Annotated in this window: 15 protein-coding genes; 9 read left to right on the top strand and 6 right to left on the bottom strand. The window is 73.7% G+C overall.

All coding sequences use genetic code 11. The features are described 5' to 3' along the window. Nucleotides 1–7: 7 nt before the first annotated feature. Entirely contained in the window at nt 8–274 is a 267-nt protein-coding gene (locus tag QSJ60_RS00075) for a hypothetical protein (RefSeq protein ID WP_229781688.1), read from the top strand. 45 nt (nt 275–319) lie between these two features. Here QSJ60_RS00075 and QSJ60_RS00070 read toward each other — a convergent pair whose 3' ends face one another. Further along, nucleotides 320–1,099, bottom strand: coding sequence for an EAL domain-containing protein (locus QSJ60_RS00070; protein WP_285462066.1), 780 nt, complete (start codon nt 1,097–1,099; stop codon nt 320–322). 154 nt (nt 1,100–1,253) lie between these two features. Between QSJ60_RS00070 and QSJ60_RS00065 the strand changes: the two genes are divergently transcribed. Further along, on the top strand, nt 1,254–1,577 hold the full coding sequence (locus QSJ60_RS00065; protein WP_189085372.1) for a DUF7882 family protein: 324 nt from the start codon (nt 1,254–1,256) through the stop codon (nt 1,575–1,577). Between the two features lie 45 nt (nt 1,578–1,622). Here QSJ60_RS00065 and QSJ60_RS00060 read toward each other — a convergent pair whose 3' ends face one another. The 3 genes from QSJ60_RS00060 to soxR form a co-directional block, all read right to left on the bottom strand. Next, nucleotides 1,623–1,940: a DUF7882 family protein gene (locus QSJ60_RS00060; protein ID WP_285462065.1), complete on the bottom strand. Its 318-nt coding sequence runs from the start codon at nt 1,938–1,940 to the stop codon at nt 1,623–1,625. A 24-nt stretch (nt 1,941–1,964) separates the two neighbouring features. Further along, nucleotides 1,965–3,242: an MFS transporter gene (locus tag QSJ60_RS00055; RefSeq protein WP_285462064.1), complete on the bottom strand. Its 1,278-nt coding sequence runs from the start codon at nt 3,240–3,242 to the stop codon at nt 1,965–1,967. 188 nt (nt 3,243–3,430) lie between these two features. After that, nucleotides 3,431–3,871: a redox-sensitive transcriptional activator SoxR gene (gene soxR / locus QSJ60_RS00050; RefSeq protein WP_230765683.1), complete on the bottom strand. Its 441-nt coding sequence runs from the start codon at nt 3,869–3,871 to the stop codon at nt 3,431–3,433. A gap of 105 nt (nt 3,872–3,976) precedes the next feature. On the opposite strand from soxR, the gene QSJ60_RS00045 reads away from it, so the two are divergent. The 5 genes from QSJ60_RS00045 to QSJ60_RS00025 all read left to right on the top strand — a co-directional run bounded on the left by QSJ60_RS00045 (nt 3,977) and on the right by QSJ60_RS00025 (nt 8,484). Then, complete coding sequence (locus tag QSJ60_RS00045) at nt 3,977–5,392, top strand: MFS transporter (protein WP_285462063.1); 1,416 nt, start codon at nt 3,977–3,979, stop codon at nt 5,390–5,392. A 149-nt stretch (nt 5,393–5,541) separates the two neighbouring features. Then, nucleotides 5,542–6,120, top strand: coding sequence for a cysteine hydrolase family protein (locus tag QSJ60_RS00040; protein ID WP_285462062.1), 579 nt, complete (start codon nt 5,542–5,544; stop codon nt 6,118–6,120). Further along, the gene (locus QSJ60_RS00035; RefSeq protein WP_285462061.1) at nt 6,117–7,055 is read left to right on the top strand and encodes a GlxA family transcriptional regulator; all 939 of its coding nucleotides are present in this window, start codon (nt 6,117–6,119) and stop codon (nt 7,053–7,055) included. The genes QSJ60_RS00040 and QSJ60_RS00035 overlap by 4 nt, the downstream gene beginning before the upstream one ends. Before the next feature lie 72 nt (nt 7,056–7,127). Beyond that, complete coding sequence (locus QSJ60_RS00030; RefSeq protein ID WP_285462060.1) at nt 7,128–7,730, top strand: TetR/AcrR family transcriptional regulator; 603 nt, start codon at nt 7,128–7,130, stop codon at nt 7,728–7,730. 13 nt (nt 7,731–7,743) lie between these two features. Beyond that, a complete protein-coding gene (locus QSJ60_RS00025) occupies nt 7,744–8,484 on the top strand; it encodes an alpha/beta fold hydrolase (RefSeq protein WP_285462059.1) in 741 nt (246 codons plus the stop codon). Between the two features lie 31 nt (nt 8,485–8,515). Here QSJ60_RS00025 and QSJ60_RS00020 read toward each other — a convergent pair whose 3' ends face one another. Next, on the bottom strand, nt 8,516–9,301 hold the full coding sequence (locus QSJ60_RS00020; protein WP_285462058.1) for an SDR family NAD(P)-dependent oxidoreductase: 786 nt from the start codon (nt 9,299–9,301) through the stop codon (nt 8,516–8,518). Next, on the bottom strand, nt 9,298–10,647 hold the full coding sequence (locus QSJ60_RS00015) for an aspartate aminotransferase family protein (RefSeq protein WP_285462057.1): 1,350 nt from the start codon (nt 10,645–10,647) through the stop codon (nt 9,298–9,300). Before QSJ60_RS00015 ends, QSJ60_RS00020 begins: the two co-directional genes overlap by 4 nt. A gap of 137 nt (nt 10,648–10,784) precedes the next feature. Between QSJ60_RS00015 and QSJ60_RS00010 the strand changes: the two genes are divergently transcribed. Then, nucleotides 10,785–12,026, top strand: a complete 1,242-nt coding sequence (locus QSJ60_RS00010; RefSeq protein ID WP_285462056.1) for a M20 family metallopeptidase — start codon at nt 10,785–10,787, stop codon at nt 12,024–12,026. Continuing rightward, on the top strand, nt 12,023–12,853 hold the full coding sequence (locus tag QSJ60_RS00005; protein ID WP_285462055.1) for an IclR family transcriptional regulator: 831 nt from the start codon (nt 12,023–12,025) through the stop codon (nt 12,851–12,853). The genes QSJ60_RS00010 and QSJ60_RS00005 overlap by 4 nt, the downstream gene beginning before the upstream one ends. Nucleotides 12,854–13,019 lie beyond the last annotated feature (166 nt).

Below are 13,019 nucleotides of genomic sequence, written 5' to 3'. Positions count from 1 at the left end.
TGAATCGGTGACCCTTGTGCACCGACTGACCGTAGACGGCCGAGACTACTTCCTTCCCGACCCCGTGACCGAGCTGAAGCAGCAGGTCCTCGAGGCGATCAAGGCGGGCGGCGGGTACGTCAACATCCCGCCGCTGCGCGGCGGCCCCGGCATCGACATCCTCTTCTCGCCGGGCATGCCCGTGACCTGGTCGCAGATCGACGTGGGCGGCGACCTGAGCGAACGCGACGACGAGAAGCCCGCCGGCGCATCCGGCGACGAGATCGTCCTCTAACGGCGGGATGCCCCGGGGCTCGGCGGCCTCGCGCATGGCGTACGGCTAGGCGACGCTGAGCAGCCGTTCCGCCTCAGCCGCGGGCAGCGCGGGGGAGAAGTAGAAGCCCTGCCCGCGATCGCAGCCCCACCGCCGGGCGCGGTCGAGGTCGTCCGCCGTCTCGATGCCCTCCGCGACCACCACGGCGCCGCGCGCGTGCGCGACCTCGACCGCGGCCCGCGCGAGCGCGTCCGCCTCGGCGTCGTGATCGCGCATGAGCGAGCGGTCGATCTTGACCTCGGTGAGCGGCATGCGCCGGAGCGCCTCGATCGAGGTGAAGCCGGCGCCGAAGTCGTCGACGGAGACGCCGATCCCGCCGTCGATGAGCATCTGCAGAGCCTCGACCTCCTCGCAGCTCTCGGTGAGGGCGGGGGTCTCGGTGATCTCCGCGGTCACGGTGCCCGCCGGGAGCCCGAGCTCGCCGACCAGCTCAAGCACGGCCGCCGCGAAGTCCGGGCGGAGTTGCGTCGGGGAGACGTTGACCGCGAGCCCGACGTGGCGGCCGTGGCGGTGCCACTCGGCGACGCGCCGCCCGGCCTGCTCGAACATGGCGCGGCTGAGCTCGCCGATGAGGCCGGTGCGCTCGGCGACCGGGATGAACAGGTCGGGCATCACCAGGCCGCGAGCGGGGTGCAGCCAGCGGCACAACGCCTCGACCACCACCGGCTGCCCGGTCGCGAGTTCGTACTCGGGTTGGAAGTAGGCGACGAGCTCGCCCCGTCCGACGGCGCGACGGAGTTCTTCGGCCGACCGGTCGGCGATGGGATGCGATGCGCGGCGCTCCATCCCACAAGACTCGTCCTGTCAACCCCCTTGCGCAAGGATCGCTCGTTCACAGCTTGGGGGTGTACCGTACCGCCTCGCGGCTTCCGCACCCGCCGGGCGCGCCCCCAGGGGGCCGATGCCGGCGAGCGCTCGTCCGCCGGGTATCCTTCCTCTGATGGGCACGCTCACCTACGACTCCAAGCTGGTCGTCTCGTTTGACGATCGGGTGCTCGCGCACCTGCAGGCGGCGATCTGGGCGAAGCTGCGACGCGGCGAACCGTTCGCCTTCACCTGGACCGAGTCCGCCTCGGCCAGCGGCTTCGGTCGCACCTCCGTCTGGCTGTCGCCGGCGATCCCCGTCGCGTTCGAGTACTTCGGCGGCCGCGCCCCGCGCCTCAACCCCGCCTGGGTGCAGGCGATGAACCGCTCCGCGAACTCCGCCGGCGGCCTCACGATCGTGCCGGAGCCGCTCGAGGCCGGGCGCGAGCCCACGGGCTGAGCGCCGAGGCATCCGCGCGGTCGCGCTCGCTGCGGCGCGCCCCGCTCAGGGCTCCGTCGAGCCCTGACCGGACGGCTCGGGAACGAGGCTGAGGCCGGCGGGTGAATTCGCCGCTCGCGTCAGCTCGCGCAACCAGAGCGGGTTCAGCCGCGGCTCCCGAGCGTCGAAGAACTCGAAGACGACCGGGATGTCCGGGCCGAGCCAGATCGAGTTGCGGCCGCTGCCCTGCTCGGCGGGCACCTCCCAGGAGAACGCGAAGGACTCGCCGCGTCGCAGCTTGGCCAGGATGACGCTGCGGAGATGGGCGAGCGACCGGTCCTCGATCTCGACGGTCCGGATGAAGCGATAGGTCAGGATGCCCACCGCTCCAGCATGCCACCCCCGCGGTCACTCGGCCGCCACCCGGGCCCCAGGATCGGCACCCGCGGCGTCCGTGTCCGGCCCGGGGAGCTCGCGCACCCGGGGAAGTCGCGAGCGGAGCACGTAGAGCAGTTGCGCGGCGAACAGCGCCGCGCACATCGCGATGCACCACTCGATGCCGGCCGTGGCGGCCAGCGCGGCGCCGAGGCCGGCGCCGATCGGGCGGGCGCCGTAGGTGGCGACGACGAGCACGGCGGAGACCCGGCCGATCATCCGGGTCGGGGTGACCGCCTGACGCAGCGAGGTGGTGCCGATCGTCCAGAGCACCGGGCCGAGCCCGAACAGGAAGTAGGAGAGCACAGCCAGCGCGGGGAGCGGGAACCAGAGCGTCGTCGCGATGAGCAGTGCGGCGGCGAAGCCGCCGATCGGCCCGAACAGCGCCATCCGGCCCAATGGGACGCGTCGCGACAGCCAGCCCGCGCCCAGTGCGCCGAGCACCATGCCGACACCGAACGCGCCGAGCGCCACGCCGATGAGCTCCGGGGTCATGCCGAGCCGCTCGAGCGCGTACACGACGAAGACGGACTGCAGCAGGAACCAGCCGACGTTGAAGAGGAGCGAGGTGACGATCATCGCTCGCAGCAGCGCGTGCGTGAAGACGAAGCGCAGGCCGTCGCCGACCTCCCGCCACGGGCGGCTGCGCGGCGCGACGTCACCGCGCGGCACCCGCGTCGTCGCGAGCAGGGCGAGCGCCGCCCCGCAGGCGATCGTCGCGGCGACGAACGCCGTCGTGGCACCTCCGGCGGCCACGGCCGCCCCGCCGAGCACGGGCCCCGAGATGAACGCCGCGCTCCGGCCGAGTTCGAGCCAGCGGTTCGCCGGGACGAGCTCTTCGCGCCCCACGAGCCGCGGCACGGAGGCGGGGACGGCGACGCTCAGACCCATCGTGCCGATGGCACCGATGAAACCGAGCGCGAGCAGGGCCGGGAAGGTCAGGGACTCGAGGAGGAGCAGGACGACGACCGCCGCGAGGGTCGCCGTCCGCAGGCCCTCGGAGCCGAGCAGCACGCGGCGCGGGGCGGTCCGGTCCACGAGCAGCCCGAACGGCACGGCGAGCAGGAGGAACGGCAGGGTCTGGGCCACCTGCAGCAGCGCGGTCTCCGCTGCGCCGACGCCGAGCGCGAGCACCGCGAGCAGCGGTGCGGCCACGAGCACGAGTTGCTCGGCGAGCTGGGTGAGGACGCTCGCCCAGGACAGTCGGGTGAAGCCGGAGGGGAGCGGGACGCGTTCGCGGGAGAGCTGCATGCCCCCACCCCACCACCGCGGGCGGCGCCGCTCCGGCGGAAATCGGACGGGGCGTGGGGCCCGTCCCGGCGGCGCCGGGGGCCGGATCCGACCGGATCGTGCGGGCGGCGGGCGTCGCGATCCGACCGGACACAGCGGCGCCGCCGGACGCCGGCTGACCGATTCCGTCCGCTCGGCTGCGAAGCGGCTCAGATGCGTCGCGGGCCGGGGCCGTCGGCGCTCAGGGCGTCGTCGGGGTTCAGCAGCCGGCACGCCTTCAGCGACAGACAGCCGCAGCCGATGCAGCCGGTGAGCTCGCGCTGGAGGTGCTCGAGCTGGGTGCGGCGGGCGTCGAGCTCCGCGCGCCAGATCTTGGCGAGCCGGCGCCAGTCCTGCTGCGAGGGCGCGTGGTCGAGCGGGAGGCCGGCGAACAGCTCCTGCACATCGCTGAGCGGGATGCCGAGCCGCTTCGCGACCACGATCAGCGAGATGCGCCGGAGCATGTGCCGCGGGTAGCGGCGCTGGTTGCCGGCCGTGCGAGTCGACGCGATGAGCCCGAGCTGCTCGTAGAAGTGCAGCGCGGAGGCGGGCACGCCGGTGCGGCGGGACACCTCGCCGATCGCGAGCAGGTCCTCGGGTTCCAGGGACATGGCACCTCCTTGACCTCAAGTTTACTCGAGGTATTACCGTTGCCCGCGGCGTCGCATCGGCGCCCGGATGCCGCGGCATCCGCCCCTCGACACGAAGGACGGACCATGACCGAGATCGACCAGGACTCGACCGCCACGGGGACGTGGCGCGAACTCCTCGGCAGCCGGTACGCGCCGATCGCCGCCGTCCTCGCCGGCGGCGTGCTGCTCGAGGCGAGCAACGTCTACCTCACCACCAGCCTGCTGCCGACGATCGTCGCCGAGATCGGCGGAGCCGAGTTCTACGCGTGGACGATGACGGTGTTCCTGCTCGCCTCGGTCGTCAGCTCCATGCTCGTCAGCCGCGTGCTCACCCGGCGCGGAGCGGTGCAGGCCTATCTGCTCGCCCTCGGCCTCTTCGCCGCCGGCTCGATCCTCTGCGCCGCGAGCCCGTCGATGCTCGTGCTGCTGTTGGGCCGCGCGGTGCAGGGCCTCGGCGGCGGCCTGCTCGCCGGACTCGGCTACGCCCTCATCCAGCGCGCCCTGCCCGAACGGCTCTGGGCCCGGGCCGCCGCACTCGTCTCGGCCATGTGGGGCGTCGGCAACATCGTCGGCCCCGTCGTCGGCGGGGGCTTCGCCCAGCTCGACGCGTGGCGCTGGGCCTTCGCCCTGCTCGCCATCGTCTCGGCCCTGATCGCCCTCCTCGTGCTCCGCCGGATGCCCCGCACCGCGACCTCGCCGTCGAGCGACGCCCTGCCGTGGGCCTCGCTGCTGCTCCTCGCGGGCGCCGTCGGCGCGGTCGGCGTCGCCAGCATCCTGCCCGCCGGCGTCTGGACCGCGGTCGTCCTCGTCGCCGGTGTAGCGCTCGCCGCCGGCTTCGTCGCGCACGAGCGGCGCACCGGCAACGGCATCCTGCCCCGCGCGACCTTCGCGCGGAACTCCTCGCTGCGCTGGGTCTACCTCACCGTCGCGGTGCTCGCCTTCGGCATCGGGACGGAGGCCTTCATCCCTCTGTTCGGCCAGGAGATCGGCGGAATGGCCCCCTTCACCGCGGGCCTGCTCGGTGCGGCGCTCTCGCTCGGCTGGTCGCTGACCCAGGTGTTCACCGCGAACGCCTCCACCGCGACCGCGCGCCGGGCGCTCATCCTCGTCGGCCCGCTCGTGCTCGCCGCGGGTCTCGCGGCGTACGGGCTGCTGCAGTACGAGGACCCCTCGCTCGCCGTGGTCGTGCTGTGGTTCGTCACCCTGTTCGTCGCGGGTGCGGGCATCGGGCTCGGCTTCCCGCATCTCACCGTGGCGGCGCTCGGCAGCACGAGCGGCGAGGAGGAGGGCGCGAAGGCCGCCGCGGCCGTGAACACCGTGCTCCTCATCGCGAGCGCGTTCGCCGCCGCGCTCGCCGGGGTGCTCGTGAATCTGGCCGCGCCCGATCTCGTGCGCGCGGCCCAGCTGCTCATGCTCGTCTTCGCGGGGCTCAGCGTGCTCGGCCTGCTCCCGGCCCGCGGCGCCGGGCGGGGCGTCGCTCGCGGCGCGGCGGCCGAATGAGCGCCCCTCGACCAGCTCGGGGAACCACCAGCTGGTTCGCTGAGCTCGTCGAAGCGCCCGAAGCGCCTGGCTCGCCGGTGACCGGATCGTACCGAGTCGTGGCCGGTTCGGCCCTCGTCGGAGGCGCCCATGGGGCGCAGGATGATTGCATGACCGCTCGTTCCGACACCGCCCTGCTCGTCATCGATGTGCAGGAATCGTTCCGCCAGCGCGCCGACGACTGGGCGGCGACGGCCAACCCCCGGGCCGTGCCGAACGTCGCCCGGCTCGTCGAGCGGGCCCGCGAGGCCGGTGACCTGATCGTGTGGGTCACCCACGCGGAGCCCGGCACCGGCCACGTGTTCGATCCGGCGCTGGGCTTCGTTCGGGTGATGGACGAGCTGCAGCCCGCCGCCGACGAGCCGCAGCTGACGAAGACCTCCATCAACGCGTTCACGACGACGAATCTGCAGCAGCAGCTGACGGTCGCCGGCATCCGCCGACTCGTCGTCTGCGGCATCCGCACCGAGCAGTGCTGCGAGACCACCGCCCGCGTCGCGAGCGACCTCGGCTACGAGGTGCAGTTCGTCATCGACGCCACGACGACCTCCCCGATTCTCGCCGGCGAGGGATACGCCGAGATCTCCGGCGAGCAGCTGATGGCGCGCACGGCGTCGATCCTCGGCGGCCGCGGCTTCGCGGAGATCGTGACGACCGAGCAGCTCGCGGGGGTGGCGGTCCCGGCATGACCCGCGTCGTCTTCCTGCTCGCGCCCGGCGTGATCCTGCTGGATCTCGCCGGGCCGGCGCAGGTGTTCGCGACGGCGGCTTCGGCCGGCGCGGACTACCGTCTCGACTACGTGGCCGAGACCGCGAGGATTCCCTCCGGGCACGGGCTGATGCTCGAAGCCGCCGTCGAACGGCCCGAGCTCGCCCCGGCGGACCTCCTCGTCGTCCCCGGCTGGCGCGCCCCGCTCGAGTCCGGCAGCGGCGCGTTCGCCGAGGCGACCCTGCGCTGGATCCGCGAGCACCACGAGCGCGGCGGCACCGTCGTGAGTGTGTGCTCCGGAGCGTTCGCGCTCGGCCGCGCCGGGCTGCTCGAAGGGCGGCGCTGCACGACGCACCACGACATCCAGCACGAGCTGCAGCGCCGGAACCCGGGCGCCCGGGTCATCCACGACGTCCTCTACGTCGACGACGACCGCGTGCTCAGCTCAGCCGGGATCGCGAGTGGGATCGACCTCGCCCTCTTCCTGCTGGCGCAGCGTCACGGGCCGGCCCTCGCCGCGCGGGTCGCGCGCGAGATGGTCGTCTACGCGCGCCGCAACGGCGACGCGACGCAGCTCAGCGCGCTGCTGCGGCACCGCTCGCACGTCGACGAGCTCGTGCACCGCGTGCAGGACCTCATCGACCGGTCCTTCGACCAGCCGCTGCCGCTCGCTGAACTCGCGGAGGGCGTGCACGCGAGCCCGCGCACCGTGACGCGGGCGTTCACCGCCGCCACCGGCCTGACGCCGCTGCGCTACCAGCAGCTGCTGCGACGGGAACGGGCCGAGCACCTGATGGCGCAGGGCTACACCGCCGAGGCGGCCGCGCGGCAGGTCGGCTTCGAGGACGCGCGGATGCTGCGGAGGATGCGCGCCGCGGCGCGCTCGGTGGCGCAGCCGGTCGCCTCGGCGGGATGACCTCGGGCTGCCGGGCGACGTTGTGACTAGAACTGCTAATTTGGTCACAACGTCGGAACGGAGCCGCAGCCCATGCCACGACCACTCGTCCCGCACCGCAGAGCGCGCATCCTCGACGCCGCGGAGCAGCTCGTGCTCGACCGCGGATTCGATGCGATGAGCGTCGCCTCGGTCGCCGAGCGCGCCGGCATCGCCAAGGGCGCCGTGTATCGCGAGTTCGCGAGCAAGCACGAGCTCCGCGAGGCGCTGCTCCGCCGGAGCGCCGAGCGCATGCGCGCCCGGGTCGAACAGGAGCTCGGCGAGCAGCCCCTGCTCAGCGAGGGCTACCGTGCGACGATCCGCGCGCTCCTCGGCGACCCGCTCATGACCGCCGCGTACCTCGACGACGAGGGGGTGCTCGGCACCCATGCCGACGCCGTGAGCGACGAGCGCTTCCGGGTGCACTTCGAGGGCACCGCCGAGTGGATCCGCCAGCTCCAGGAGCGCGGCGCGTTCAGCTCGGCGGTCGACGCCGAGCAGCTCGCGCTCGCCCTGTCGTGCGCGACGATCGGCCTGCTCTCGGCGGCGAAACGGCTCGGGCCGCTGAGCCCTGCGCAGCTCGGCGGGGCGATCTCCGTGCTCGCGACGATGGTGGCCGGATTCGAGCAGGCGGATGCGCCCGCGGCCGGCGCGTGACGAAGGGGCGGGCATGTACGCGAGTGTGACGAGCGGGCGGGCCGATCAAACGGTGCTCCTGCTGCACGGCGGCGGCGTGGGCGGGTGGATGTGGCGGCCCGCGATCGCCGAACTCCGCTCCGAGCCCACCCTGATCGTCCCCGACCTGCCCGGCCACGACCGCAGCTCGGCGACGCCCTACGTCTCGCACGCGCAGACCGCGCACGAGCTCGCGGAGCTGATCGAGCGGCGCGCCGAGGGGGCGGTCGCGGTGGTGGGCTTCTCGCTGGGCGCGCAGCTCGCAGTGCTCCTCGCCGCCGAGCGGCCCGAGCTCGTCGACCGCGTCGCGGTGGTGAGCGCGCAGGCCGAGCCGACCCCGGCGCCTGGCCTCATCCTCGGCCTGCTGGGCCTGACCGCGCCGCTCGCGCGGCGACGCTGGTTCGCGACGCTGCAGGCGCGGGAGCTCTTCGTCCCGGCATCCCTGCTCGACGACTACCTCCGCACCTCGGCGAGCGTCTCGCGCGCGACGCTCCTCGCGGCCGTCGGCGAGAACCTCCGCTTCACCGTCCCGGCCGGCTGGGCGGGCTTCCCCGGTCGCGCCGTCGTCCTCGCCGGCGGGAAGGAGCGCGCGGTCATGCGCCGCTCCGCCCGTCGCCTGGCCGAAGCCCTGCCGGGCAGCGAGCTGGAGATCGTGGACGGATGCGGCCACGGCATCCCGCTCCAACGGCCCGACTGGTTCGCGCGGCGGCTGGAGCGCTGGATGGCGGAGGGCTAGCGAGCGCGCCCGGAGTCGCAGCCCGTCGTCGTCACAGCCCGCCGTCGATGCGGAGCACCTGGCCGGTGAGGTACTCGGACCCGGGTTCGAGCAGGAAGCGCACGAGCGGGGCCACGTCGGCCGGGGTGCCCAGCCGGCCGAGGGCGTTCCGCACGTTCGCGTTGGCCTCGGGGCGCTCCGCCATGCGGCGGAGCAGGCGGCCTGTCGCGATCGGGCCGGGCGCGATGCAGTTGACCCGGATGCCCTCGGGCCCGAGGTCCTTCGCGAGGTAGCGCGAGTAGTGCGCCACGGCGGCCTTCGCGACCCCGTAGTGGGCGTAGCCGCCGTGCTCGGTCGGCTCGATCCCGTTGAGCGAGGACATGGTCACGATCGCGCCGCCGGGCGTCGCACGGAGCAGCCCGAGGTGCGCCTGCACGGTGCGCACCGTGCCCAGGAGGTTGCGCTCCAGCATCTCGGCGAGGTCGGTGAGCGAGACCTCCGACGCCCGGTTGCCGTCGAGTTCGCCGGAGCCGCCGCCGGCGTTGCAGACGAGGCCGTCGAGCGAGCCCCACCGCGCCCGGAGCTCGGCGGCCACCGCGTCGAGCGCGGCCCCGTCGGTCGCGCTCGCCTCGAAGCCGACCGCGTCGGCCCCGAGCTCGCGGAGGACGTCCACCACGGGGGCCGTGAACGGCTCCTCGGGGAACTCGCGGTAGCCGTCGAGGTCGAGGTCCAGCACCGCGACGTCCCAGCCGGCGCCGGCGAGGTGCTCGGCGAAGGCGCGGCCGAGCCCCCGGGCGCCGCCCGTGACGAGCACCCGGCGCCGCTCGCTCGGGCTCATGCGATCGGGACGGCCGCGCCGAGGCGCTCCGCCGCGAGCGAGCGGATCGTCTCGCCGAGCAGTTCGAGGGCCCGCGCCGCCTCCTCGGCCGTGACCGTCATCGGCGGGGTGACCCGCAGCACGTTGCCGTACAGGCCGCCGCGACCGATCAGCAGGCCGAGTTCCCGGGCCCGCTGTACCGCCGCGACGGCGAGCGCCGGCGCGGGATCGCTCGTGCCCGGCTCGACGAGCTCGACGCCGATCATCAGCCCGGCCCCGCGCACCTCGCCGACGATCCCCTGCGAGTCGGCCGCGATCGTGCGGAGCCCGCGCTGCAGGAGCTCGCCCATGCGGTCCGCCTGCTCGATCAGCCCGCGCTCCTCGATGTAGTCGAGCGTCGCGTTGGCCGCGGCCATGACCACGGGGTTGCCGCCCGCGGTGGAGATGCTGTTGGCCGGGAGGCTGTTCATGATCTCCGCCTCGGCGACGACGGCGCCGATCGGCAGCCCGTTCGCGATGCCCTTCGCGAGCGTGAGCAGCTGCGGCACGACGCCGTGCGCGTGCATGCCGTACGGCCCGCGGCCCGCGCGGCCCCAGGCGGTCTGCACCTCGTCGGAGAGGAGCGGGATGCCGTACTCGTCGAGCACCGCCTTCGTGCGCTGGAAGAAGCCGGGCGGCGGCTCGGCGAAGCCCCCGGCGCCCTGCACCGGCTCGGCGAGCATGGCCGCGATCCGGCCGCTCGTGCTCGTCTCGATGATGGTGCGCATCTCCTCGATGCACGCGTCGACGAAGCGGGCGTCGTCGAGGTCGCGGAAGGGGCTGCGGTAGCGGTAGCCGCTGTGCAGGTAGCTCACCTGCAGCGGGCTGAAGCCGGTCGCGGACCAGGCGCGGATGCCGGTCGTCGCGACCGTGCCGAAGCTGCGGCCGTGGTAGCTGCCGCGCAGCGCGAGCACCTGGTTGCTCGACGCGTGCGCCGTCGCGACCAGCAGGGCGGCCTCGACCGCCTCCGTCCCGGAGTTCACGAAGAACACCCGCGGGTCGGCCATCCGGCTCGCGGCGGCCAGCCGCTCGGCGAGCCGCACCTGGCCGCTCAGCAGGTACAGCGTCGAGGAGTGCAGGATGCGCTCCGACTGACGGCGGATCGCCTCGGTGATCTCGGGGATGTCGTGCCCGACCATGGTCGCGAGCAGGCCGCCGAAGCAGTCCAGGTACTCCCGGCCGTCGCTGCCGAGCACGGTGCGGCCGCGGCCCGAGACGAGCTCCAGCGGCTCCTCGTAGTACAGCGACATCCAGTCGGGCATCACGGCGCGGTGGCGTTCGAGGAGCGTGCGCCCGTCGGCGTCGGGCGTGGGGTACGCGTTCGTCATGCGCCCACGGTAGGGCCGGGGCCGGCGGACGACGGGGTCGCAGCGGCGATATTTCGCATAATCGAAAAGCTTGTTCGGAATATCGATGAGCTCGGGCCCCGCCCCGATGATGATCCAGACCAGAGAGGGAAGCCAGCATGACTGCAGAGGAAACCCACGGTCTCGACGACGAGATCGCGGCGCGCGGCGAGGCCATCGCCGGGCTCCTCGCCGACGCCGTCCGGCGGCCGAGCGTGACCGGCGCCGAGCGCGCCGTCGCGGACTTCTTCGCCGACTGGATGCGCGCGCACGGCTGGGACGTCGAGCTCCAGCCCCTCGCCGGCACCGACCTCGCCGCGAGCGAGGAGCACGTCGGCGACCGGGCGAACGTGATCGGCTACCCGTTCGGCCGCCCGCGGCCGGGCGACCGCACGATCGTCTTCAACGGCCACCTCGACGTCGTCCCCGAGGGGGACCACGCCGCCTGGACGCATCCGCCCTTCGACGGCGTCCGCGAGGGCGGCCGCGTGCACGGACGCGGAACGGTCGACATGAAGGGCGGCATCGCGGCTGCGCTCATCGCCCTCGACGTGCTCCGCGAACACGCCGAGCCGCTGAGTCATCTCCCCGTCGTCCACCTCGTGATTGGGGAGGAGCGCACCGGGGTCGGCACCCGGCTCGCGCTCTCCCTCGCCGATCCGCCCGCGGCGGCCGTCGTGCTCGAGCCGACGGGCAACGCCCTCGTCACCGCCTGCACGGGGCTCCAGTTCTTCCGCGTGGAGGCGTCCGGCGTCGCCGCGCACTCCTCGGCCCCGTGGCTCGGGGTCGACGCGCTCGCGCGACTGCTCGTGCTCCGGGAGACGATGCTCGCCACCGCGGCCGCCCGCTCCGCCGGCTTCGCCCACCCCCGCTTCGCGGAGGTGCCCACCGGCATCCCGTTCAACATCGGCCTCCTCGACGCCGGCGAGTACCAGGCATCCGTGCCGGCGCGCGCCCGGATGACCGGACGGATCGGGCTGAAGCCCGGCGAGGACCCCGAGCACGCCCGAGCGGTGTTCGCGGACGCGCTCGCCGCGGTCGTCCGAGACGACCCGCACGAGCGCGAGCACCCGCACCGCCTCGAGTGGCTCGGGGCACCGTACCCGGGGTGGGAGACGTCGGAGTCGGGCGAGCTCGCCACCGCCTTCGTCCGCGGGCTGGAGTTCGTCGACGGCGCCGCCGAGCTCCGCGGCTTCACCGCCGGGAACGACGCCGGGCAGTACGCGGCGCTCGGTGTGCCGACGCTCGTGTTCGGCCCGGGGGACACCTCGCTCGCGCACACCGCGAACGAGTCCGTCGCGGAGGCCGAGCTGCTGCGGGCCGCACGCACCATCGCCCACGCCCTGCGGGTGCTGCCGTGACCGCCGCGAAGTCGGAGATCCTGACCACGCTCAGCCGGGGCATGGCGGTCTTCGAGCACCTCGTGAACGCCGGTCCCGCCACCGCGAAGCAACTCGCGGCGGAACGCGGGCTCTCGCTCGGCGTCTGCTATCACGTGCTGCGCACCCTCGAGGCCGACGGCTACGTCGTCCGCGGCGAGGGCGGCCGCTACGAGCTCGGCCCGCACGGCTTCGCGCTGGGCCGCGGCCTGCAACGCCACTCTGAGATCGCCCCCGAGCTCGCGGTCATCCTGACCAGGCTGTTCAACGCGACGGGCGAGACGGCGTTCATCGCGGAGTGGACCGGCGGCGCGGTGCTGCTGCGCCACTTCCTCACGAGCACCCACACCCTGAGCGTGGGCGGGCTCGAGGTCGGCTACACGGGAGACATGCACGCCAGGGCATCCTGCAAATCGATCCTCGCCCACCTCCCCGTCGAACAGGTGGAGACGCTGTTCGCCGGGGTGACGCTGACCCGGCTCACGCCGCGCACCGTCACCGACCTCGACGGCCTCCTCATGGAGCTGGCGCGTGTGCGCAGCCAGGGCTACGCCGTCGACGAGGAGGAGTTCGCCGAGGGCATGCGCTGCGTCTCGGCCCCGTACTTCGCGCCCGACGGCACCCCCGCGGGCTCGTTCACGGTCTCCGCCCCCGCGGAACGATTCACCCGCACGCGGCCGCAGCTCGTCGCCGCGGTCGGGGAGGCCGCCACCCTGGCGAGCTCGCTGCTCGCCTCCGGGCGCCTGCGCGCGCCCGCCGCAGTCCAGGAGGCCGCCCGAGCGGCCGCAGACCGGAAGGAGACCGCATGAGCGAGGACACCCTGCTCGACGTGCTGGAGGTGATGCACCGGGCTCTGTTGCAAAGATTGGCGGCAGTCAGAGGTAGGCTGTCGCTCTGCGCCGATCAGGCGGCTGCTGCGAAATGGTGGTTGAGCATGCCCATGGCCTCCGTCAGCGCCGAGGGCCCAATGCCAAA

Origin of the sequence: Agromyces sp. NBRC 114283 (genome assembly GCF_030268405.1) — a bacterium.
Lineage (GTDB): Bacteria > Actinomycetota > Actinomycetes > Actinomycetales > Microbacteriaceae > Agromyces > Agromyces mediolanus.
This window is presented reverse-complemented; position numbering and strand designations above follow the sequence as displayed.